Origin of the sequence: Salinibacterium sp. UTAS2018 (assembly GCF_004118935.1) — a bacterium.
Lineage (GTDB): Bacteria > Actinomycetota > Actinomycetes > Actinomycetales > Microbacteriaceae > Rhodoglobus.
The window spans coordinates 437,496-459,301 of the sequence record NZ_CP035375.1 but is presented as its reverse complement, the minus strand read 5'-3'; the positions used below and the strand labels follow the sequence as shown (position 1 = coordinate 459,301).

The 21,806-nt window shown below is 59.1% G+C and carries 20 protein-coding genes; 9 read left to right on the top strand and 11 right to left on the bottom strand.

Going from position 1 to position 21,806, the window contains the following annotated elements; all coding sequences use genetic code 11:
- The first annotated feature begins 12 nt into the window (after window positions 1-12).
- A complete protein-coding gene (locus tag ESZ53_RS02175) occupies window positions 13-384 on the top strand; it encodes a YchJ family protein (protein ID WP_129071335.1) in 372 nt (123 codons plus the stop codon).
- A gap of 23 nt (window positions 385-407) precedes the next feature.
- Window positions 408-1,916, top strand: coding sequence for a glycerol kinase GlpK (gene glpK, locus ESZ53_RS02170; RefSeq protein WP_129071334.1), 1,509 nt, complete (start codon window positions 408-410; stop codon window positions 1,914-1,916).
- A 15-nt stretch (window positions 1,917-1,931) separates the two neighbouring features.
- Here the strand turns inward: glpK and trpD are convergent, their stop codons facing one another.
- Window positions 1,932-2,987, bottom strand: a complete 1,056-nt coding sequence (trpD, locus tag ESZ53_RS02165; protein WP_129071333.1) for an anthranilate phosphoribosyltransferase — start codon at window positions 2,985-2,987, stop codon at window positions 1,932-1,934.
- Window positions 2,988-3,065: 78 nt separating this feature from the next.
- On the opposite strand from trpD, the gene ESZ53_RS02160 reads away from it, so the two are divergent.
- From ESZ53_RS02160 to ESZ53_RS02140, 5 genes are all read left to right on the top strand, one after another.
- Window positions 3,066-3,701 carry a heme-copper oxidase subunit III gene (locus ESZ53_RS02160; RefSeq protein WP_100389062.1) on the top strand — a complete coding sequence of 212 codons (636 nt, stop codon included), beginning with the start codon at window positions 3,066-3,068 and terminating at the stop codon, window positions 3,699-3,701.
- A gap of 17 nt (window positions 3,702-3,718) precedes the next feature.
- Entirely contained in the window at window positions 3,719-4,528 is an 810-nt protein-coding gene (locus ESZ53_RS02155) for a c-type cytochrome (RefSeq protein WP_129071332.1), read from the top strand.
- A gap of 39 nt (window positions 4,529-4,567) precedes the next feature.
- A complete protein-coding gene (locus ESZ53_RS02150) occupies window positions 4,568-5,644 on the top strand; it encodes a ubiquinol-cytochrome c reductase iron-sulfur subunit (protein WP_129071331.1) in 1,077 nt (358 codons plus the stop codon).
- Window positions 5,641-7,257 (top strand): ubiquinol-cytochrome c reductase cytochrome b subunit, encoded by a 1,617-nt coding sequence (locus ESZ53_RS02145; RefSeq protein WP_129071330.1) that lies wholly within the window; start codon window positions 5,641-5,643, stop codon window positions 7,255-7,257. The genes ESZ53_RS02150 and ESZ53_RS02145 overlap by 4 nt, the downstream gene beginning before the upstream one ends.
- Before the next feature lie 182 nt (window positions 7,258-7,439).
- Window positions 7,440-8,666, top strand: coding sequence for an Nramp family divalent metal transporter (locus ESZ53_RS02140; protein WP_129073459.1), 1,227 nt, complete (start codon window positions 7,440-7,442; stop codon window positions 8,664-8,666).
- A gap of 113 nt (window positions 8,667-8,779) precedes the next feature.
- Here the strand turns inward: ESZ53_RS02140 and ESZ53_RS02135 are convergent, their stop codons facing one another.
- The 6 genes from ESZ53_RS02135 to ESZ53_RS02110 all read right to left on the bottom strand — a co-directional run bounded on the left by ESZ53_RS02135 (window position 8,780) and on the right by ESZ53_RS02110 (window position 14,100).
- Complete coding sequence (locus ESZ53_RS02135; protein WP_129071329.1) at window positions 8,780-9,241, bottom strand: GNAT family N-acetyltransferase; 462 nt, start codon at window positions 9,239-9,241, stop codon at window positions 8,780-8,782.
- A complete protein-coding gene (locus tag ESZ53_RS02130) occupies window positions 9,210-9,632 on the bottom strand; it encodes a cytochrome c oxidase subunit 4 (protein ID WP_129071328.1) in 423 nt (140 codons plus the stop codon). The genes ESZ53_RS02135 and ESZ53_RS02130 overlap by 32 nt, the downstream gene beginning before the upstream one ends.
- A gap of 3 nt (window positions 9,633-9,635) precedes the next feature.
- Entirely contained in the window at window positions 9,636-11,315 is a 1,680-nt protein-coding gene (gene ctaD / locus ESZ53_RS02125) for a cytochrome c oxidase subunit I (RefSeq protein ID WP_129071327.1), read from the bottom strand.
- A 5-nt stretch (window positions 11,316-11,320) separates the two neighbouring features.
- The gene (coxB, locus tag ESZ53_RS02120; protein WP_210403827.1) at window positions 11,321-12,178 is read right to left on the bottom strand and encodes a cytochrome c oxidase subunit II; all 858 of its coding nucleotides are present in this window, start codon (window positions 12,176-12,178) and stop codon (window positions 11,321-11,323) included.
- Window positions 12,179-12,315: 137 nt separating this feature from the next.
- On the bottom strand, window positions 12,316-12,672 hold the full coding sequence (locus ESZ53_RS02115) for an iron-sulfur cluster assembly accessory protein (RefSeq protein ID WP_129071325.1): 357 nt from the start codon (window positions 12,670-12,672) through the stop codon (window positions 12,316-12,318).
- 9 nt (window positions 12,673-12,681) lie between these two features.
- The gene (locus ESZ53_RS02110; protein WP_129071324.1) at window positions 12,682-14,100 is read right to left on the bottom strand and encodes a dipeptidase; all 1,419 of its coding nucleotides are present in this window, start codon (window positions 14,098-14,100) and stop codon (window positions 12,682-12,684) included.
- Window positions 14,101-14,138: 38 nt separating this feature from the next.
- Between ESZ53_RS02110 and ESZ53_RS02105 the strand changes: the two genes are divergently transcribed.
- Complete coding sequence (locus ESZ53_RS02105) at window positions 14,139-14,720, top strand: DUF3043 domain-containing protein (RefSeq protein ID WP_129071323.1); 582 nt, start codon at window positions 14,139-14,141, stop codon at window positions 14,718-14,720.
- Window positions 14,721-14,815: 95 nt separating this feature from the next.
- Here the strand turns inward: ESZ53_RS02105 and ESZ53_RS02100 are convergent, their stop codons facing one another.
- The 3 genes from ESZ53_RS02100 to hisD are packed head-to-tail and all read right to left on the bottom strand — an operon-like array spanning window position 14,816 to window position 17,697.
- Window positions 14,816-15,847, bottom strand: a complete 1,032-nt coding sequence (locus tag ESZ53_RS02100) for a quinone-dependent dihydroorotate dehydrogenase (RefSeq protein ID WP_129071322.1) — start codon at window positions 15,845-15,847, stop codon at window positions 14,816-14,818.
- A gap of 57 nt (window positions 15,848-15,904) precedes the next feature.
- A complete protein-coding gene (gene nrdR / locus ESZ53_RS02095) occupies window positions 15,905-16,363 on the bottom strand; it encodes a transcriptional regulator NrdR (RefSeq protein WP_129071321.1) in 459 nt (152 codons plus the stop codon).
- Between the two features lie 20 nt (window positions 16,364-16,383).
- Window positions 16,384-17,697 carry a histidinol dehydrogenase gene (gene hisD, locus ESZ53_RS02090; RefSeq protein ID WP_129071320.1) on the bottom strand — a complete coding sequence of 438 codons (1,314 nt, stop codon included), beginning with the start codon at window positions 17,695-17,697 and terminating at the stop codon, window positions 16,384-16,386.
- Between the two features lie 66 nt (window positions 17,698-17,763).
- Between hisD and ESZ53_RS02085 the strand changes: the two genes are divergently transcribed.
- Window positions 17,764-18,282, top strand: coding sequence for a flavin reductase family protein (locus ESZ53_RS02085; protein WP_129071319.1), 519 nt, complete (start codon window positions 17,764-17,766; stop codon window positions 18,280-18,282).
- On the opposite strand, the gene dnaE is transcribed toward ESZ53_RS02085, so the two are convergent.
- The gene (dnaE, locus tag ESZ53_RS02080; RefSeq protein ID WP_246837417.1) at window positions 18,279-21,743 is read right to left on the bottom strand and encodes a DNA polymerase III subunit alpha; all 3,465 of its coding nucleotides are present in this window, start codon (window positions 21,741-21,743) and stop codon (window positions 18,279-18,281) included. The genes ESZ53_RS02085 and dnaE overlap by 4 nt on opposite strands.
- Window positions 21,744-21,806: the final 63 nt, after the last annotated feature.

Genomic DNA, 21,806 nt, shown 5'->3' with positions numbered 1-21,806 from the left:
TACGCTGGGGGGATGAAAGCATGCCCCTGTCAGTCGTTGGAAACCTACGACGATTGCTGCAGCCGCTTTCACCGCGGCGAGGCACTTGCACCCACCGCTGAACGGCTGATGCGGTCCCGCTACAGCGCCTACGCTCTCGGTGAGACCGAGTACCTGCTGAAGACGTGGCATCCGTCTACGCGCCCGGTAACGCTCGAACTCGATACGAACGTGCGCTGGTTCCGCCTCGATATCGTCGCGCGCACCGGCGGCAGCATGTTCGATTCGCGGGGCACGGTCGAATTTCGAGCTCACTATCGCAGCGACGGCATCGCTGGCCAGCAACACGAAAACAGCAGTTTCGTGCGCGAAAATGGCGCCTGGCTCTACGTCGATGCTGTCTAATGAGTGAGAACCAAGGAGAACCGGTGAACTACATACTCTCGATTGATCAGGGCACCACGAGTACCCGTGCGATCATTTTCGATCACGATGGCAAGCCGGTCACCTCGGGCCAGCTGGAGCACGATCAGATTTTCCCCAGGGCGGGTTGGGTCGAGCACAACGCCACCCAAATCTGGAACAACACGCGCGAGGTCATCGGTCAAGCGCTCTCCAAGGCAAACATCACGCGGCACAGCATCGCCGCGGTCGGCATCACCAACCAGCGCGAAACGGCCATCATCTGGGATCGGGCCACCGGTGAGCCCGTCTACAACGCCATCGTCTGGCAAGACACTCGCACTCAAGCCATCATCGACCGCATCGCCGATGGCGACACCGACAAGTTCAAGAAAATCACCGGGCTTCCCCTAGCGACGTATTTCTCAGCTTCCAAGATCGTCTGGATGCTCGACAACGTCGAGGGAGTGCGCGAGCGGGCCGAGGCGGGCGAGCTCGCTTTCGGAACCCCCGATACCTGGGTGCTCTGGAATCTCACCGGCGGCCCCGACGGCGGAGTGCACGCCACTGACGTCACGAACGCGAGCCGCACGCTGCTGATGGATCTCGAGTCGCGCACGTGGAGCGAAGACATTCTCGCCGAACTGGGCATTCCCGCCTCGCTCATGCCCGACATCCGCAGCTCGTCTGAGGTCTACGGCACTGTGTCGAGCTCGAGTCTGTTGCGCGAAGTACCGGTCGCAGGGATCTTGGGTGATCAGCAGGCTGCGACATTCGGTCAAGCTGCCTTCGACGCCGGCGAATCGAAAAACACCTATGGCACCGGAAACTTCCTCCTCACCAACACGGGCACCGATATCGTGCACTCCGACAACGGACTCATCACGACCCTCGCCTATCAACTCGGCGACGATGCGCCGCGCTACGCGATTGAGGGATCGATCGCCGTCACCGGTTCGCTTATCCAATGGTTGCGCGACAACCTCGGCATCATTTCTCGTTCTGAGGAGGTCGAGACTCTCGCCGCTTCGGTCGACGACAACGGTGGCGTCTACTTCGTTCCCGCGTTCTCAGGCCTTTTCGCACCCCATTGGCGACCGGATGCTCGCGGAGCCATCCTCGGACTCACTCGTTTCGCCAATAAGGGTCACATTGCTCGCGCCGCGCTCGAAGCCACCGCATTCCAAACCAGCGACGTGATCGAAGCCGCCAATGCGGATGCCGATGTTGCGATGACAGAGCTACGGGTGGATGGCGGCATGGTCGCCAACTCCACGCTCATGCAGTTTCAGGCAGACATCCTCAACATGCCCGTCGTTCGCCCGGAAGTTGCGGAGACCACCGCACTCGGTGCCGCCTATGCTGCCGGGCTTGCCGTCGACTACTGGAGCGGGCTCGACGAACTGCGCGATCGCTGGAATGAAGGCGAACGCTGGGAGCCTCAGATGGATGCTGCCGAACGTGAGCGCCTCATCCGCAACTGGAAAAAGGCCATCACCAAAACGTTGGACTGGGTCAACGAAGACACCGACTAGGTAGCTCTCGCCCGTCTAGCGATTAGTGGCGGCGACCCATTCGTCGAGTTTGGCGCTCGCGCGCCCGGAGTCGACGAGGTCTTCGGCGCGCTCAAGCTGTTCGCGCAGTCGCTGCACGAGAGGTCGCCGGCTTTCGTCGGCATCCTTCGCGAGTTCAAATGACGCGAGGCCCGCAGCGGCGTTGAGCAAGACGACGTCGCGCGCAGGGGACTTCTCCCCCGCCAAAATTGACCGGATCACTTGCGCGTTGTACTCCGGGTCCTTACCTAAAAGCGCTTCGATCGGCGCGCGGGGAATGCCTAACTCAAGCGGGTCGAGGTCGTGTTCGGTCACCGACCCACGCGACACTTCCCAGACATGGCTGTGGCCAGTAGTTGTCAGCTTGTCGATTCCATCGTCGCCGCGATAAACCAAAGCTGTAGCGCCCCGCGTTTGGAACACTCCTACCAGCAGGCTCACACGTTCGCGGCTTCCTACGCCGACGGCTGAAGCCTGCGGACGCGCCGGGTTGCACAGCGGGCCGAGGATGTTGAAGAGAGTAGGAATGCCCATTTCCCGGCGGGTCGGACCGGCGTGGGCGAAGCCGGGATGGAAGAGCGCAGCATAAACAAAGGTAATACCCACTTCATCCAACACTTCGGCAACGCGTTCCGGAGTGAGGTCAAGTTTGAGGCCTAGAGCACTGAGAACGTCGGATGCCCCGCTCTTGCTGCTGGCGCCGCGGTTGCCGTGCTTAATCACGGGCACGTCCCCCGCCGCGGCGATAACCGACGCTACTGACGAGATGTTCAGCACCGCTCCGTACGGGTCTCCGCCGGTCCCGACGATGTCCAACGCCATCGGATCGACGGGCAACGGTAGAGCGCTAGCTAAGGCTGCGTCACGGAATCCCACGATCTCGTCAACGGTCTCGCCCTTGATACGAAGCGCAATTAACATGGCAGCCAACTGAGCGGATGTTGCTTCACCGACCATTACAGAATTCATCGCCCAAGACGCTTGGCTGATCGACAAATCCTTGCCGGAAACAAGCGTTGAAAGGATTTCTGGCCAAGTTGGGGATGCAGACATGAATGAAATCTTACCGATCCTGAGCCGACAGGCCGGAGATTGAAAAACTTACGCCGAGTTATCAGCCATAATAGATACGTGACCACAGCTGCCCTCAACCGCTCTCTTGGAGCCCAGTCTGTCCAGCGACCGAACACTGTTGCGGTCGGTACCATCGTTTGGCTTGGTAGCGAGGTGATGTTCTTCGCCGGCCTCTTCGCTATTTACTTCACGTTGAAGTCGACGTCCCCCGGTTTGTGGGCGGAACAGACCGAAAAGCTCAATGTGCCATTCGCGACGACCATCACGATCATCCTCGTGCTCTCGTCGGTGACCTGCCAGTTCGGTGTTTTCGCCGCTGAGCGCATGCAAGTGAGCCGCACCGGCTCGCTATTCGACATGCGCAAGTGGGGCATGACCGAGTGGTTCTTCATGACGTACGCCATGGGCGCCGTCTTCGTCACCGGCCAGGTCTGGGAGTACGCAACACTCGTCTCCGAGCACGTCAGCCTCTCGAGCGATTCCTACGGCTCGGCCTTCTACATCACCACCGGGTTCCACGGACTCCACGTCGCGGGTGGCCTCATCGCCTTCCTTCTCGTGCTCGGCCGCGGATTCGCCGTCAAGAAGTTCGGACACAAAGAGGCAACGACTGCAATCGTCGTCTCCTACTACTGGCACTTTGTCGACGTAGTGTGGATCGGCCTCTTCCTCATCATCTATGTGCTCAAATAAGAAACGGAATAGACGTAATGGCCTTAAAGGCAGCTCGCGCGTCAGGCGGATCTCAATCTGCTGGGCGACGCCATCCCCTTGCGACTGTAGCCCTCTTGCTCGTCGGGCTCTTGGGTACGGGCGGCGCGTATGCGCTGTTCACCTCGAGTGCAACAGCAGAGACCAGCGCATCCGCTGAAGCTCTCGTCGAAGACGGCGGAAAGCTCTTCGCCGCAAACTGTGCAACGTGTCACGGTCTGAACCTCCAAGGAACGACTCAGGGCCCCACGCTCGTCGGCGTGGGTGCGGCAGCAACTGACTTCCAAGTTGGTACCGGTCGCATGCCGATGGCAATCACCGGCCCGCAGGCTGAAGTCAAGCCCGTTCAGTTCACTGAAGAGCAGGTTCAGGCCCTCGCGGTTTTCGTTGCTTCCAAGGGCCCGGGTCCTGCAATCCCTGCTGACGTGTACCTCACGGGTGACGCAGATGTTTCCAACGGTGCCGAGCTCTTCCGCGTCAACTGCGCCATGTGCCACAACGTTGCTGGTGCTGGTGGAGCGTTGACCGAGGGCAAGTACGCACCGCACCTCTCCGGAGTCACTTCGAAGCACGTCTACGAGGCCATGCTTACCGGCCCGCAGAACATGCCGGTCTTCAACGACACCAACCTCACTCCCGAAGAGAAGGCCGACGTCATCACGTACCTCAAGTACCTCGATGAGACTCCTTCCGTGGGTGGATTCACGCTTGGATCACTCGGCCCCGTTTCTGAGGGTCTGTTCATCTGGATCTTCGGCCTTGGCGCGATCGTGGCAATCACGGTCTGGCTCACGGCTAAGTCAAACTAGTTAGCGACCGCTTCGCAGCGGACGGTTGAAGGGATAAGAATGGCAGACGACCACGGCGACACCGCCGGCAGCACGGCTGCGGGTAAGGACGTCGAGCAGCACGGCGCTCCTGCACACAGTGCAGGCACCGCCGTCGTCGCAAGTGACGAGGTACCCAACCCGGGGTTCCTTCCTCATCGCCCCCGCGTCACGGACCTCGACCCCAAAGTCGACAAGCAGCAAGAGCGTCGCGTTTCGACGCTCTTCGTCCTGTCGATCGTCGGAAGCGTTCTCGCAGTAGTCGCCTACTTCGCGTTTCCGATTGAGCCGGGCAACATGCAGTCGGTGCGTAACAACACCTTGTTCCTTGGTCTGGGAATCACGCTTGGCCTTTTGGGAATCGGTATTGGTGCCGTTCACTGGTCCAAGGCGCTCATGCAGGGTCACGACCTTGTCGAACAGCGCCACGGAACACGCGGCAGCGAAGAAACTCGAGCCAAGGCTATTGAAGTGTTCACGCTGGGCAACAAGGACTCCGGCTTTGGGCGTCGTACGCTGCTGCGGAACACTCTCATCGGTGCCCTCGTCGTTACGCCCCTCCCCGCCATTGTGCTGTTCCGTGACTTGGCTCCCGCCGAGAACCCGGTGGGGCTGCTCAAGCACACCTTCTGGGAAAAGGGTATGCGCCTGACGCGCGACCCGAGCGGAACGCCGATCAAGGCATCTGACCTTACGATCGGTTCTGCCTTCCAAGTCATTCCCGAAGGGCTCAACGACTCCGAGCACCGCATCGAAGAGAAAGCAAAAGCCGCTGTTCTCCTCGTTCGTTTGAAGCCCGAAGACCTGCAGGTTTCTGAGGGACGCGAAGACTGGAACTACGACGGAATCGTCGCTTACTCCAAAATTTGCACCCACGTCGGATGCCCGGTTGCGCTCTACGAACAGCAGACACACCACTTGCTGTGCCCGTGCCACCAGTCGCAGTTCGACATCACCCGCGAAGCAGCCGTTATCTTTGGCCCTGCAAAGCGTCCACTTCCGCAATTGCCGATCACCGTCGACTCTGAGGGTTACCTCATCGCAAAGAGTGACTTCGAAGAACCCATCGGTCCAAGCTTCTGGGAGCGCAAGCTATGACAACCACCCCCACCCAGGACGCACAGCCCAAGACACGCGGACAGCGTTTCACCGGAGCTGCAGCGAACTACATTGACGAGCGCACCAGCATCTCAGGGCTCGTCAAAGAGGTAGGTCGCAAGATCTTCCCCGACCACTGGTCCTTCATGCTCGGTGAGGTAGCTCTTTACAGCTTCATCGTCATCCTGCTCTCAGGAACGTTCTTGACGTTCTTCTTCGAAGCATCGATGGTCGAAGTCCACTACGAGGGTCCTTACGCACCGCTCAAGGGAATCGAGATGTCGGCGGCTATGGCCTCCACACTCGATATTTCCTTCGACATCCGCGGTGGACTCCTCATGCGCCAGGTTCACCACTGGGCAGCGCTGCTGTTCGTGGCTTCCATCGGCCTGCACATGCTCCGCGTGTACTTCACGGGAGCATTCCGCAAGCCGCGTGAGATCAACTGGTTCATCGGCTTCGTGCTCTTCATCCTCGCGATGGCTGAAGGCTTCACCGGCTACTCGCTCCCCGATGACCTGCTCTCCGGTAACGGTCTGCGCATCATCGACGGAATGGTCAAGGGAATCCCGGTCATCGGAACCTGGATCTCCTACTTGTTGTTCGGTGGAGAGTTCCCCGGCGTTGACATCGTGAGCCGTCTTTACATCCTGCACATCATGTTGCTGCCAGCGATTATCATCGCTGCTATCGGTATCCACATGCTGCTGCTCGTGATCAACAAGCACACGCAGTTCGCTGGCCCCGGTCGCACCAACGACAATGTTGTGGGCTCACCCGTTATGCCTGGCTTCGCAGCCAAGGCCGGTGGATTCTTCTTCATCGTCTTCGGTGTCATTACGCTGATCGCATCGACGTTCTCGATCAACCCAGTCTGGGTCTACGGACCGTACGACCCCTCGCCGGTTTCTGCGGGTACTCAACCTGACTGGTACATCGGATTCGCCGACGGCGCCCTCCGACTCGTTCCACCAGGGTGGGAAACCGAGTGGTTCGGCTTCACGTGGTCCTTCAACATCATCGCTCCGCTGGTGATTCTGGGGCTGTTCATTGCGATCGTTGCCTTCTACCCCTTCATTGAGGCGTGGATCACCGGAGACAAGCGCGAACACCACATCGCTGACCGCCCGCGCAACGCTCCGACCCGTACCGCTGTCGGTGCTGCCGGTGTCACGTTCTACGCAGTCCTTTGGGCCGCCGCGAGCTCCGACCTCTTGGCAACGCATTTCAAGCTGTCGATCGAGGGAGTTATTCACTCCTGCCAGGCTCTGCTCATCTTCGGACCGATCATCGCGTACTTCATCACGAAGCGTGTCTGCCTCGGCCTGCAGAAGAAGGACCGCGAGATTGCCCTCCACGGGTACGAGTCGGGCCGAATCGTACGCTTGCCGCACGGCGAGTACATCGAGGTTCATGAGCAGCTCTCCGAGTATGAGCGGTGGAAGCTTGTCAGCTACACGGACTACAAGCCGTTGATGATCCGCCCGGATGACCAGGGACGGATCGGCTTCGGACAACGTCTGCGTGCTTCGGCTTCGCGTTGGTTCTTCGAAGACCGCATCGCTCCTGTGTCGCAACAGGAGATCGAGCAGTCAAAGGACGAGCACCACTAAGGTTGCTCCCCCGTTCTAAACAGTGTGGGCCTCACCGAATTTATTTCGGTGAGGCCCACACTGTTTTAACAACGGTGCTGCTGCTCTCTGCGACATCTGAGTTGAGTAAGTTGGGTTAGGTTTGCTTCATGAGAGATGGGCGTTCTGATCTGATCCCCGATCAGCCGCAGAGCAATCAACCGATGCGGGCCTCGCCGCCAGAGAAACGCTTACTCTTCCTTCTGGGGCCAGCATTTGTTGCTGCAATCGCCTACGTTGACCCCGGCAACGTCGCCGCGAACCTCACAGCGGGTGCAAAGTACGGCTATCTGCTCGTATGGGTGCTCGTTGTGGCCAATGTTATGGCAGTGCTGATCCAATACCTGTCCGCAAAGTTGGGGCTGGTAACCGGCAAGAGTCTGCCCGAGCTCTTAGGCGAGAGACTCCCCCGGCGTAGGCGCCTGATGTTCTGGGCACAGGCCGAGCTCGTCGCCGCAGCGACAGATCTCGCCGAAGTAATCGGCGGTGCAATCGCCTTGCAGATTCTCTTCGGTCTTCCCCTCCCGCTGGGCGGGCTCATCATGGGGGTGATCTCCACCATCCTGCTCTCGGTACAGTCACGACGGGGGCAACGACCGTTCGAGTTCGTGATTATCGGACTTCTGGCGGTCATCACCGTTGGTTTTGTTGCCGGCCTTTTCGTAAGTCCGCTATCGCTGAGCGAACTTGTTGGAGGGCTGGTCCCGAGATTCCAAGGCACGGAGACAATCCTTTTGGCCGCCAGCATGCTCGGCGCGACCGTGATGCCACACGCCATCTACCTGCATTCGGGGCTGGCCCGTGACCGTCACGGAGCCAGCGTCGACCCGGCGCGAATACCTCGACTCCTCCGCGCAACTCGCTGGGATGTCGCGATCGCGCTCGTTATCGCTGGTTCAGTAAACATCGCGATGCTGCTCCTTGCCGCCGCTAGCCTCCGTGGAGTGGCCGGCACGAATAGCATCCAGGGGGCCCACGCTGCGATTGTGGCGGCACTCGGCCCGGCGGTGGGCATCATCTTCGGCATTGGCCTTCTCGCCTCCGGACTCGCCTCTACATCAGTGGGTAGTTACGCCGGCTCCGCGATCATGGCAGGTCTACTCCACCTTCGTGTCCCGCTGCTCACCCGCCGCGTCATAACGTTGATACCGGCTCTGATAGTTCTGGCGATCGGCTTCGACCCCACCAGCGCATTGGTGCTGAGTCAAGTGCTCTTGAGCCTCGGCATCCCATTTGCGCTAATCCCGCTTGTCGCCTACACGCAGAACAGTACGATCATGGGCGAATTCGCGAACCCACGTATCGTCACCTGGATCGCGTGGCTCGTCACGGGGCTTATCGTGCTGCTCAACGTAGTGCTGATTGTGCTTGTCGTCGCAGGTGGAGCGTAGAATCCGACACGACAATCACGACGTCGTTCTTGGGGCCCCACGCGATGACGAAATGGCGTGGAATTTTAAACGGCCGCGCTAACGGAACCGCACGGGCAAACAGCGGTGGGCGCCTAGTCGAAAACGCGTTTGAGGAAGTCCGCGGTCGACATGTAGCCGATGCGCTCGAAGAAGTTGGCGGAACCGCGGCTGGGCACCGTGAGTTGGCGTACGCCACGCTCGAGGCACACTGCCTCCACGGCTTCTACCAGGCGGGTACCGATTCCAGAATTGTGCACACTGCTATCGACTACCAGCTCTTGCAATTGAGCGGAGCATCCGTTGGTATGAAGAAGATGTGCGATTGTCGCGAAGGCATAGCCCACGACTGCGCCGTCCGACTGGGCGGCCACCAACATAAGCGTGGTGGCCCCGTCGTCTACGGCGTGCGCGAAAGCGGAATCGAAGGCTTCCCGATCGGGCGCGTACTCAGTGCCGAGCTGTTTGAGAAGCTCAAATACTGAAGACGCGTCGAGAGCGGTCGCCGCCCGAATCTGCGTCGCGTTAGTGAGCGAAGTATCCGCGGTAATACTCATACGTCCACCCTACGAGGCTAACGACGAGAATTCCTGCGCCGATGAATGCGATCCAAGGACCAATAGCTACACCAAGAAAAATGAGCGAAGCGGCACCGGCCAGAATAATGGGCCACCAGCTCCAGGGGCTAAAGTGCCCCTGCTCCGCGTCACCGTCTTCGATGTTGGCGTCCATACGGTCTTCGGCCAACTCAGCACCCTGTGCCTTGTGAACCTTATCGAGATAGAACGCGATCAGTGCCCAGAGCATACCGCTCAATAGCAGGGTGATCGTACCTACCCACTCAATGCGCTGGTGAGCAGCATCGAGGAGAGACCAGACGGTGTAGAGCGCCGAGAGGAAGAGGAAGAAGACCGTGAGAATCCAGTAGAGCTTGACGTTCGCATTCATTGGTTACTTCACCTTTTCATCTGCAAGGTCGTAGACCGGAGCGTCGGGCGCATCCTTGCCTGGACCGATGCCTACGGGAATACCCGCTTCGGGGTGATTCAGGTCGAAAGCCGGGGATTCCGAACGGATCCGAGGGATCGACGTGAAGTTGTGCCGCGGCGGCGGGCAACTTGTGGCCCACTCGAGCGAGCGACCGTAGCCCCACGGGTCATTGACAGTTACCTTGGGCGCCTTGCGGGCCGTGACGTAGACGTTGTAGAGGAACGGAATCATCGAAATTGCCAGCACGAATGCGCCGATCGTTGAGACCTGGTTCATCCACGTCACGCCATCCTCTTCCAGGTAGGTGCGGTACCGACGCGGAAGAGCGACGACACCGGCCCAGTGCTGGATGAGGAAGGTCATGTGGAAGCCAATGAACAGCAACCAGAAGTGGATCTTTCCCAAGCTCTCGTTGAGCATCTTGCCGGTCCACTTGGGCCACCAGAAGTAGAACCCGCTGAACATTGCAAATACGACGGTTCCGAAGACCACGTAGTGGAAGTGAGCGACAACGAAGTAGGTGTCCGATACGTGGAAGTTGAGCGGCGGGCTGGCGAGAATAACACCCGTGAGGCCACCGAAGGTGAAGGTGACGAGGAATCCGATAGCCCACAGCATGGGGGTTTCGAACGTGATCGAGCCGCGCCACATCGTACCGATCCAGTTGAAGATCTTCACGCCCGTTGGCACCGCGATGAGCATCGTCATCAGAGAGAAGAATGGAAGCAGAACAGAACCGGTGACGTACATGTGGTGAGCCCACACCGTTACTGACAGTGCAGCAATCGAGATCGTCGCGTAGATGAGGGTGCTGTAACCGAAGATCGGCTTGCGGCTGAAGACCGGGAATACTTCAGAGACGATTCCGAAGAACGGAAGCGCGATGATGTATACCTCGGGGTGGCCGAAGAACCAGAAGAGATGCTGCCAGAGCAGAACACCGCCGTTCGCTGGGTCATAGATATGACCGTCGAATACACGGTCCATGCCAAGGCCGAACATCGCTGCCGCAAGAACGGGGAAAGCCATGAGAATCAGCAGCGAGGTCACAAGGGTATTCCACGTGAAGATCGGCATGCGGAACATGGTCATACCCGGAGCACGCATCGTGATGATCGTGGTGATGAAGTTCACTGCACCAAGAATGGTTCCGAAACCACTCATCGCGAGACCGAAGACCCAGAGGTTTCCACCGATACCGGGTGAGAACGTGGTGCTCGACAGCGGTGCGTACGCGAACCAGCCGAATGATGCCGCGCCCTGAGGGGTGAGGAATCCGGCGACCGCGATCAGCGATCCGAAGCTGTAGAGCCAGTAGGCGAAAGCGTTGAGACGCGGGAACGCGACGTCGGGAGCACCGATCTGAAGCGGCATCAGAACGTTCGCGAAGCCAGCAAACAGCGGCGTAGCGAACATCAGCAGCATGATCGTGCCGTGCATCGTGAACAACTGGTTGTACTGCTCACCAGTTGCGACGATTGAAAGACCCGGCTCAAAGAGCTGAGCACGGATGACCAGCGCCATTACACCGCCGAGAAGGAAGTAGAAGAATGACGTGATCAGGTACATGTACCCAATAGTTTTGTGGTCCGTCGAGGTGATCCAGTTCACCATGACGTTGCCCTTACGTTCGACGCTCATGAGCCCTATTCCTCGTCGCTGCTGCCGTTGCCGGGCAAGTTCTGGTTGACGTTGTATTCAATTCCGATTTGACCCTCGAAGCCGGCGTCGCGCTGGCTCTCGATGTACTCGTCGTACTCGGCCTGAGACACGACCTTGACCGTGAAGAGCATGAGCGAGTGGTACTCACCACAGAGCTCAGCGCACTTGCCCTGGTACGTGCCTTCCTTAGTGGGAATGAAGTACATGTAGTTGCTCTTGCCGGGGATCATGTCCTTCTTGTACAAGAAGTCCACCACCCAGAAAGAGTGGATGACGTCGCGAGACTCAATCTTGATCTCGACCTTCTTGTCAACGGGAAGAACCAGTTGAGGAAGGTCGTCGACGTCAACAGTGCCGTCGGGATTGAAGTCTGCTTGAACGCCTGCACTGTAGACGTTGTCGTCAACGTAGTTGAAGTCCCACGCCCAACGCTTGCCGATGACCTCGATGGTGACGTCGGGGTTTGCGTCGACCTGCTCGATGGCAGCCTGGTCACGCGCGGTGAACGCAAAGAATCCGATGACCAAAATGAGGGGCACGATCGTGTAGAAAACTTCAATCGGCATGTTGTACCGAAGCTGAACCGGGAGGCCGGTCTGTCCACGGCGACGTCGGTAAACGACGGCAGCCCAGATGATGAGGCCCCAGGTAATGACACCCACAATGAGCAACACAATCCAAGACGTGACCCACAAGCCAATGATGCGACTTGTGTGGTTGGTGGTTTCGGGATCTCCCGGGAGCCAGCCCTGCAACTGCTCTTGAGTACAGCCGGTCAGCACCAGCATCGTAACTAGAGCTAGTGGGATCGCTGCCCATCGAATTCGGCGGTTAGAGCGCACCTGTGACCTCTCGAAGAACACGGACTAATACCTTTCCAGTGTATATGCAGCGAGAGGGGGTAATGATTACCGCCTCGCCCCACACAAGCGAAAAGGTGCACCAAATCGGCGCACCTTCTCACAAAATTGCTATGAAATTAGTGGAAACTGTCGCCGCAGGCGCAGCTACCTTCAGCGTTCGGGTTATCAATAGTGAAACCCTGCTTCTCAATCGTGTCCTCGAAATCGATGCTCGCACCGTCAAGGTACGGAACACTCATTTTGTCGACTACGACCTCAACGCCCTCGCCGAAGTCACGGCTAACGTCTCCGTCGAGGAACCGCTCGTCGAAGTAGAGCTGATAGATGAGCCCTGAGCATCCGCCCGGCTGAACAGCCAAACGCAGACGAAGGTCATCGCGGCCCTCTTGCGACATGAGGCTACGAACTTTGTTCGAGGCAGCCTCCGTCAGTGCAACACCGTGGGTGTCAATTTCAACAGCGGAATCAGTCATGAACTGATTCTACGCCCGTCGTTCCAACTTTGCGAGCAGCAACGCTTCCGTGAGGATGGCGCGCTTGAATACGCCGAGGTGCAAAGATTCATTCGGGCTGTGCGCCCGCGACTCGGGGTCTTCGACTCCGGTGACGAGAATCTGTGCCTCCGGAAATACTTCAACAAGGTCGGAAATAAAGGGGATCGAGCCGCCTATCCCTGTTTCGAGAGGCTCGTTTCCCCAGGCCTCATGCATGGCAGTCTTGACGACCTCAACGGCCCAGCCGCTCGTGTCGACCAAGAACGGGCTGCCCTTGTCGACATCGGAGATCTCAAGGTGGGCGCCAAAGGGCGCGTTGGCCTCGAGATGATCGCGCAGCGCCACAAAAGCGTCTTCAGGATCTTGGCCCGGCGCAATTCGAGCGCTCAGCTTGACGGTCACACTCGGTGTCAACGTGTTGGACGCGTTAACGACTGTGGGAGCATCAATGCCCGTGATCGTCACTGCCGGCTTGTCCCAGAGTCGACTCAACACCGTGCCATCGCCGATCGAGGAAACTCCGTCGAGCAATCCAGCTTCATGACGAAGCTTGTCTTCGCTGTATTCCGGAGTCGGCGACTCACGACTGCTGAGACCGTCGACCGCGACAGCGCCGTCTTCTCCGTGCAAAGTCGCGAGCAGCTTGATTGCGGCGAGCATTGCATCCGGAACCGCTCCCCCGAACATGCCGGAGTGCGACGCATGCGCCAGCGTGGAGATCCTGAGCTTGAACGTCACGTTGCCGCGCAATCCGACCGTCAGGGACGGGGTATTGATGTCCCAGTTATCTGAGTCGGCAACCACGATCACGTCGGCCGCGAGTTTCTCGCGATTCTCGGTGATGAAGTTCGCGAACGACCGCGAACCAAACTCTTCTTCACCTTCGAAGAATGCCACAAGGCCGAGGTCAAAATCGGGTCCCACCGTTTCTACGAAAGCACGGATCGCTGCGACGTGAGCCATGATTCCCGCTTTATCGTCTGCTGAACCACGGCCGTACAGCCGATCACCGCGCACCGTAGGCTCAAAGGGCGGCGAGTCCCAATCAGCGTCGTGGCCGGGAGGCTGCACGTCGTGGTGCGCGTAGAGCAAAATAGTGGGTTTGCCGTTCTTGGCTTTGCGTGTGGCTAACAGCGCAGGATGCCCGAGAACATCGCCCTCGATCGGCGCTCGAGCAAGCTCCACTGTGTCAAACACACCGATCCCCGCTATGAGAGCCTGAGCTGCTTCCGCGCTGCGCTTGACCTGGTCTGCATCGAAACCATCCCAGGAAACTGAGGGGATGCGAACGAGTGCGCTCAACTCTGCGATGGTCGCCGGCAACGCGGCCTCGACGGCTTCGGTGAGGGGAACGAGCAGAGGATCGGGAGTCGTCGACGCTGACGTCGGCTGCGGCGTATGAGTCATACGAGTAATCTTAGAGCGACACCAACGCAAGGAACCCCGTGGCAAAAGCATCTTCGACCGAAAACACCCCCACTCCCGAGAACTCTGGCGAGCACGACATCGTGTCCGCCGGCAAAGGGCGTCCCACCCCCACTCGTAAGGAGCGCGAGGCTGCGAACCTGCGCCCGCTCGTTTCTAACGACCGCAAAGAAGCGCGTCGCACGGCTCGCACTCAGATGCAGGCTGAGCGTGAACGAGCTCGCATCGGTATGGCGAACGGTGAAGAGAAGTACCTTCCGATTCGCGATCGGGGTCCGCAGAAACGTTTCGTGCGCGATTATGTAGATGCGCGCTTCAACGTTGGTGAGCTTCTCGTGCCGATGATGTTCGCCGTCATCATCATGACGTTCTTCCCTCAGCCCGAAGTGCAGGTCATCGGTCTCATGGCGCTCTGGGGCTTCTTCATCGTTGCGACTCTCGACGCGGTACTGCTCGGTCTTCGACTGCGCAAGAAGATCAACGAAAAGTATGGCGAATCGCGCGCCGAGCGCGTGCGTTGGTACGCGGCCATGCGCTCGCTTCAACTGCGCATCATGCGCCTGCCCAAGCCGCAGGTTAAGCGCGGGCAATTCCCCGCCTAAGCCGCATTCGAACGCTGTGATGCGGCGCGAAGCGACCAGTCGACTGCGACAACTCAGACAGAGCGCCTGAACGGCGCAGTTTAAGCGCTGCGCCGTTAGGCGGAGTGTGAACGCATGAGGTTTGCGAGCTTCGTATTGATCGATCGCGCCCAGAATGGGCCGCGGTAGATGAACCCGGTGTAGCCCTGAACGAGCGTGGCTCCCTCCCGGAGTCGCTCCGCAACGTCTTCAGCGGTTTCGACGCCGCCAACGGAGATCACACAGAACTCCGCAGGCACAACCGTGCGAATGATTCGCAGTAGTTCAAGAGAACGTGCGGCGACCGGCTTTCCCGATACTCCTCCGGCTCCCACTGCTTCAACCGTCGCGGCGGGCGTCGAAAGACCCTCCCGCGAAAGCGTCGTGTTCGTCGCGATAATTCCGTCAAGTTCAACTGCCGCAAGGTGCGCAATTGCTCGAGCTTCGTCATCCGTGACGTCAGGTGCGATCTTTACCAACACCGGAGTATCTCCCGCTGCAGACTTCACCGCGGTCAGCAACGGCTTGAGCTTGTCGATCTCTTGCAAACCCCGCAGACCCGGGGTGTTGGGCGAGCTGACGTTCACCACGAGATAGTCAGCGAGGGGCGCCAACGCTCGAGTGCTCGTTAGGTAATCGGCTACAGCATCGTCGACCGTGACGACACGCGATTTACCGATGTTGACGCCGATCACTGGACGCCCAGGACGACGACGAGCACGTTCGATCACGCCAGCGGCGCGAATTGCACCCGCATTGTTAAAGCCCATGCGGTTAATGACGCCACGGTCTGCTACGAGACGAAAGAGCCGAGGCTTGGGGTTGCCGGGCTGCGGAAGCGCCGTGATCGTACCGACCTCGACGTGGCTGAAACCCAGCTGGCCAAGGCCTTGGATACCCACGCCGGACTTGTCGAAGCCAGCGGCGACCCCGAACGGCGAATCGAACGTGAGCCCCAAAGTTTCTACGCGCAACGAAGGATCGACCGGGCGCTGCAGCAGCTTCCCAACCCCAATAGCGGGCAACGCACGAATAACGGAAAACGCAAGAGAGTGCGCGAATTCTGGATCGAGTCGTTTGAGAACAGTGCGGAAGAAAAAGTCGTACATAGCTAACGGTGCTCTCAGCGGTAGAAGGTGGGGAGAATCGTCACGTCACCGAGGCAACTAAGCGCCGGTGCCGTGATCCAAACGAAGTTGACTGATCGCGGCGTCAAAGTCGTCGAGCGAGTCGAAGGCTTGATAGACACTGGCGAAACGCAGGTACGCGACCTCATCGAGATCGCGCAACGGTGAAAGAATCGCGAGACCAATCTCGTTCGCGTCGATCTGGGCAGTACCCGTCGCTCGAATCGATTCTTCAACCTTCTGCGCGAGAACGGCTAGATCAGTATCGGTAACCGGACGCCCCTGGCAGGCTTTACGCACGCCGCTGACTATCTTCTCGCGACTGAACGACTCCACGACGCCGTTGCGCTTGATCACATTCAACGATGCGGTCTCGGTCGTGGAGAAGCGGCGCCCACACTCGGGGCACTGCCGACGACGACGAATCGAAAGGCCATCGTCACTGGTTCGTGAGTCGACAACCCTGCTGTCAGGATGCCTGCAAAAAGGGCAATACATAGTGTGTTAAGAGTACCCGGTTAGCGGTCGCTGAATCGCTTACTCACAGCCGAGCCGTGAGCGGGAAGATCTTCAGCCGCGCTCAGTGCCACGATGTGAGGCTCAAGCTCACGCAACGCCTCGTGGCTGTAACGAATCACCTGCTGCGGCCGGAGGAAAGTGTAGGCACCGAGGCCCGAGGAGAATCGTGACTGACCACCGGTCGGGAGCACGTGATTCGAGCCGGCGAGGTAGTCGCCCAGGCTAACGGGAGATTGATCGCCGAGGAATATCGCTCCGGCGTTGTCGATCATGTCGAGCACCGCGCCTGACTCTTCCGTTTGGATCTCGAGGTGCTCGGGGCCGTACGCGTTACTCAAGGCAGCAGCCGCCGCCATGTCATTGACCAACACAATTGCTGACTGCTGACCGTCGAGTGCGACGGCAGCGCGCTGAGAGTGCGGCGTAACTGCTAGTTGCTCGGCAAGGTGGATTCGCACCGCATCCGCTAGCTCTTCTGAATCGGTGACAAGTACAGCTGCGGCGAGTTCATCGTGCTCGGCTTGACTGAGCAGATCCGCCGCAACAAGCCGCGGATCGGCCGCCCCATCAGCGATGATCAAGATCTCGGTCGGGCCTGCTTCAGAGTCGATACCAACGATGCCACGCACGGCCCGCTTAGCTGCAGCGACGTAGACGTTTCCCGGGCCCGTAATCATGTCAACGGGGTCGAGGCCGAGTTCTTGAACGCCATAGGCGAATGCCCCAATGGCGCCGGCTCCCCCCATGGCATAGACCTCATCGACTCCGAGGAGACCGGCCGCACCCAAGATTGTGGGGTGCACTGCTCCCCCGAAGCCGCGCTGCGGTGGCGATGCCAACGCGACTGACGAAACGCCGGCGACCTGGGCGGGAACCACATTCATGATCACGCTGGAGGGATACACGGCTTTGCCACCGGGCACATAGAGCCCCACGCGGTTGACAGGCTGCCAGCGCTGAACGATTTCAGCGCCGTCGCCCAGTTGCGTCATCATGGGCGATGGAATTTGGGCCTTGCTCGCCGTGCGAACGCGGTCAATGGCGAGCTCGAGCGCCTCGCGAACGGCCGGCTCAAGGGCGCGGGTCGCCCGGGTGATCTCATCGGCGTGGATTCGAACGCGCTCCGGAAGAACGCCGTCGAGGCGCTCCGCCTGATCGAGCAGCGCTTGCTCGCCGTGTTCTCGCACATCGTTGATGAGCTGAATCGCAGCGGCGGAGGCCACCGACACGTCCATCTGGGCACGCGGGATGACGCGAGAAAGTTCCGCACGGCTGAGAGCGGCGGACCGGAGATCAATAGTATTCAACGACATGGCTTGACTATGCTACTTCGTTCTCGCTTGGAATTCGCCTGAGGCAATTAGGGTTGAGGTGAACCTATGAATAATTCAGACCTAGCAAACGGAATCGACGCCTTCAAAGCCGCTTTTAGGCGCCATGCGGCGGGAGTCGCTGCCATCACATCGGTGGCGCCAGACGGGCGTCCGGTGGGATTTACGGCGACTTCTCTCGCGTCGCTCGCCGCTGTGCCGCCGCTGGCTACGTTCAACATGGCTCAGGCCTCAAGCTCGTGGCCGGCGATCACAGTGGGTAACCATATCGCCATCCACATGTTGGGCCCCCACAGCAGACATCTCGCTGAAACCATGGCCGCTGATCATGATCTTCGGTTTGTAGGCGACCACTGGCGGGCAAGCGAGAACGGTCTCCCACTGCTGGAGGGCGCTACGGCCGTCATGATCGGGCGCATCATCGACGTACATCCGGTGCACAACAACGCGGTGGTTGTCGTCGAAATCGAACACGGCATCCTCGGCGCCGAAGATGAAGCGCTGCTGTACCACGAGCGCACCTACATGCGCCCTCTCGCTCTCGAGAGTAACTCGCCCAGCGTTTAGCCGAGCGACCCGGGCCCCAGCAGCGACTTGACTTCGCCATAGAGGTCAGCGGAAACCTTGACTCGGTAGGGCAGTTCGAACACGCGAGCAACATCGCCGCGCACGAGGCGCAGACGTACTTCGACATCGCCAGCATGCCGGATGAGAACCTCTCCAAGGCCCGAAACGACGTCAGTGGTCGCCCGCTGCTCTTTCACCGTCAACACGATTGGCCCCGAGCCCAAGCTGGGCCCGAGATCCGGCGAGAACATACTCACCGCGTGAAGGTTCATGCCGTCGTCGCGAGCACTGGCGCGACCGCGCACCACGACGATTGAGTCGTTCACTAACCCCGGAGCGAACTCTTGATAGGTCTTTCCCAGGAACATGACGTCGATCTCGCCTGCAAAGTCTTCTACCGTGACGATGCCGTACTGGTTTCCGCTATTGCGGGCAACGCGGTGTTGCACGCTTGTTACCAGTCCCGCGATAGACACGTGCTCGCCGTCGGCAACAGCATCCCCCGCTAAGACTTCGGTGATCGTGAAGTCTTGATGCTTCGCAAGCTGAAGCTCGAGACCTGAGAGCGGATGATCGGAGACATACAGCCCCAACATCTCGCGCTCGAAGGCGAGCTTGTCGCGTTTCGACCATTCGGGACGATCGGGAACGCCGTCGTCATCCTCGTCAAAATCGAAGATTCCGCCAAAGAGGTCAACTTGACCGTTGGCCTCGTTGCGCTTGAGGCTCACCGCAGAATCACACGCGCCCTCGTGAATCTCTAGCAGCCCGCGACGCGTTGCTCCCAAGGAGTCAAACGCGCCGGATTTGATCAGCGATTCAACGGTGCGCTTATTGGCGACCTGAATCGATACTTTGCGCAGGAAATCGTGGAAAGACTCGAAACGGCTCTTCTCGGTGCGCGCCCGCACGATTTGCTCGACGACGGCAGCGCCGACGTTACGCACTGCACCGAGGCCGAAGCGGATGTCGCCGGCGACAGCAGTGAAGTTCACGGTCGATTCATTGACATCCGGCGCCAGCACCTTGATACCCATGCGCCGGCACTCACTCAAGTACATTCCGAGCTTGTCTTTGGAATCACCGACGCTCGTCAGGAGCGCAGCCATGTACTCGGCTGGGTAGTTTGCTTTGAGGTATGCAGTCCAGTAGCTCAGTACGCCGTAACCTGCGCTGTGAGCCTTGTTGAAGGCGTAGTCCGCGAACGGCATGAGCGTTTCCCAGAGCACCTTGACGGCTTCTTTGCTGTACCCGTTGGTCTGCATGCCCGTTTCGAAGCCCAGGAACTGCTTGTCGAGCTCTTCCTTCTTCTTCTTACCCATGGCGCGGCGAAGAACATCAGCCTGCCCCAGGCTGAAGCCAGCAACTTTCTGAGCAACCGACATGACTTGCTCTTGGTACACGATAAGACCAAAGGTCGTACCAAGAATCTCGCGCAGGGGCTCTTCGAGCTCGGCATGAATAGCGTCAATGCTCTCAAGACCGTTCTTGCGAAGCGCATACTTCGTGTGCGAGTTCATTCCCATGGGGCCCGGACGGTACAGGGCAATCACCGCGGAGATATCTTCGAAGTTAGTGGGCTTCAGCTGCTTGAGAAGAGCACGCATCGGCCCACCATCGAGCTGGAACACTCCAAGAGTGTCTCCGCGCGCGAGCAGATCGTACGTTTTTTGGTCCGCGTCGAGATCGAGATCTTCAATGATCAACGGCGATCCAGTGTTGGCCTCAATCATCTTGAGCGCATCTTCAATAACCGTGAGGTTTCGAAGACCCAAGAAGTCCATCTTGATCAGGCCGAGGCTCTCCAGCGGTGGCTGGTCGAACTGGGTAATGATGGCGCCATCGTCTTCACGGCGCATGATGGGAAGTACATCCAGTAGCGGCTCAGCCGAAAGAACAACACCAGCGGCGTGAACTCCCCACTGACGCTTAAGGCCCTCAAGGCCGACGGCGGTCTCGAAGACTTTCGCCGCCTCGTGATCAGTGTCGACGATCCCCCGGATGTCGGCGGCCTCTTTGTAACGCGCGGCGTCCTTGTTGCGTACGTCGCCGAGTGAAATGTCTTTACCCATGATGGCGGGAGGCATAGCCTTGGTGAGCTTTTCGCCTACCGAGTAGGGCATGCCCAGCACTCGCGCGGAGTCTTTGAGAGCCTGCTTGGCCTTAATCGTTCCGTACGTCACGATCTGAGCTACTCGATCGTCGCCGTACTTATCGGTGACATAGCGAATTACTTCGCCACGTCTGCGATCGTCGAAGTCGACGTCGACGTCAGGCATCGACACACGTTCAGGGTTGAGGAAGCGCTCGAAGATCAAGCCGTGATGTAGCGGGTCTAGCTCAGTAATGCCCACAGCGTACGACGCCATTGAGCCGGCGGCAGAACCGCGACCGGGGCCGACACGAATACCCTGCGACTTAGCCCACTCGATGAAGTCGGCAACGACGAGGAAGTAGCCGGGGAAGCCCATCTGCTGAATGACATCGACTTCATACTTCGCCTGCGCCAAATGCGCTTCGGATGGTGCGTTGTTGAAGCGCTTGTTCATACCGCGCGCAACTTCTTTTTCGAACCAGGTTGCTTCGGTCTCCCCTTCGGGAACCGGGAAACGCGGCATGAGGTCGCGACCTTCGAAACTGATCTCGCTGCGTTCCGCGATCAGCAGCGTGTTATCGCACGCCTCGGGATGCTCACGAAAGAGAGATCGCATCTCTGCAGCCGACTTGAGGTAAAACTCGTTCGAGTCGAACTTGAAACGGTTGGGGTCGTCGAGGGTGGAGGCGGACTGCACGCACAAAAGAGCCGCGTGTGCTGTCGCATCATGCGCGTGCGTGTAGTGCAGGTCGTTGGTGGCCAGCAACGGCATGTCGAGCTCTTTAGCGAGCTTGATGAGGTCGAGCATGGTGCGTCGCTCAATGTCGATGCCGTGATCCATGATTTCGGCAAAGAAATTTTCTTTGCCGAAGATGTCTTGAAACTCTGCTGCCGCCTGGCGTGCCTCGTCATACAAACCGAGACGAAGCTTGGTTTGCACCTCACCACCGACACAACCGGTCGTAGCGATAATTCCCTTGGAATACTCGCTGAGCAGTTCACGGTCCATACGTGGCTTGAAGTAAAAGCCCTCGATGGAGGCGCGCGAAGACAGACGAAAAAGGTTATGCATTCCCTCGTTGTTGTGAGAGAGCAGCGTCATGTGCGTGTAGGCACCACTGCCGCCCACATCATCGCGGGCCTGGTCGCTACGCCCCCAGCGCACTCGAGTCTTATCGCTGCGCGAAGTACCCGGCGTTACGTAGGCCTCCGTGCCGATGATCGGCTTAATGCCCTTGGCCGTCGCCTGCTTCCAAAAGTCGTACGCGCCGAACATGTTGCCATGGTCAGTGATGGCAATAGCCGGCATGCCCTGCTCGACAGCTGCGTCCAGCAGCGGTCCAACGCGAGCAGCACCGTCGAGCATTGAGTACTCGCTGTGAACGTGCAAATGCACAAATGATTCGTTATTAGCAGCCACCGACACTCC

Coding starts and splice junctions, on each gene's coding strand:
- ESZ53_RS02175 (WP_129071335.1), top strand. CDS start 13: ATGAAAGCATGCCCCTGTCAGTCGTTGGAAACCTACGACGATTGCTGC.
- trpD (WP_129071333.1), bottom strand. CDS start 2,987: ATGTCTGCATCCCCAACTTGGCCAGAAATCCTTTCAACGCTTGTTTCC.
- ESZ53_RS02155 (WP_129071332.1), top strand. CDS start 3,719: ATGGCCTTAAAGGCAGCTCGCGCGTCAGGCGGATCTCAATCTGCTGGG.
- ESZ53_RS02150 (WP_129071331.1), top strand. CDS start 4,568: ATGGCAGACGACCACGGCGACACCGCCGGCAGCACGGCTGCGGGTAAG.
- ESZ53_RS02145 (WP_129071330.1), top strand. CDS start 5,641: ATGACAACCACCCCCACCCAGGACGCACAGCCCAAGACACGCGGACAG.
- ESZ53_RS02140 (WP_129073459.1), top strand. CDS start 7,440: ATGCGGGCCTCGCCGCCAGAGAAACGCTTACTCTTCCTTCTGGGGCCA.
- ESZ53_RS02135 (WP_129071329.1), bottom strand. CDS start 9,241: ATGAGTATTACCGCGGATACTTCGCTCACTAACGCGACGCAGATTCGG.
- ESZ53_RS02130 (WP_129071328.1), bottom strand. CDS start 9,632: ATGAATGCGAACGTCAAGCTCTACTGGATTCTCACGGTCTTCTTCCTC.
- ctaD (WP_129071327.1), bottom strand. CDS start 11,315: ATGAGCGTCGAACGTAAGGGCAACGTCATGGTGAACTGGATCACCTCG.
- ESZ53_RS02115 (WP_129071325.1), bottom strand. CDS start 12,672: ATGACTGATTCCGCTGTTGAAATTGACACCCACGGTGTTGCACTGACG.
- ESZ53_RS02110 (WP_129071324.1), bottom strand. CDS start 14,100: ATGACTCATACGCCGCAGCCGACGTCAGCGTCGACGACTCCCGATCCT.
- ESZ53_RS02100 (WP_129071322.1), bottom strand. CDS start 15,847: ATGTACGACTTTTTCTTCCGCACTGTTCTCAAACGACTCGATCCAGAA.
- nrdR (WP_129071321.1), bottom strand. CDS start 16,363: ATGTATTGCCCTTTTTGCAGGCATCCTGACAGCAGGGTTGTCGACTCA.
- hisD (WP_129071320.1), bottom strand. CDS start 17,697: ATGTCGTTGAATACTATTGATCTCCGGTCCGCCGCTCTCAGCCGTGCG.
- ESZ53_RS02085 (WP_129071319.1), top strand. CDS start 17,764: ATGAATAATTCAGACCTAGCAAACGGAATCGACGCCTTCAAAGCCGCT.
- dnaE (WP_246837417.1), bottom strand. CDS start 21,743: ATGCTCGACGGTGCTGCTCGCGTTGGACCGCTGCTGGACGCAGCTGTC.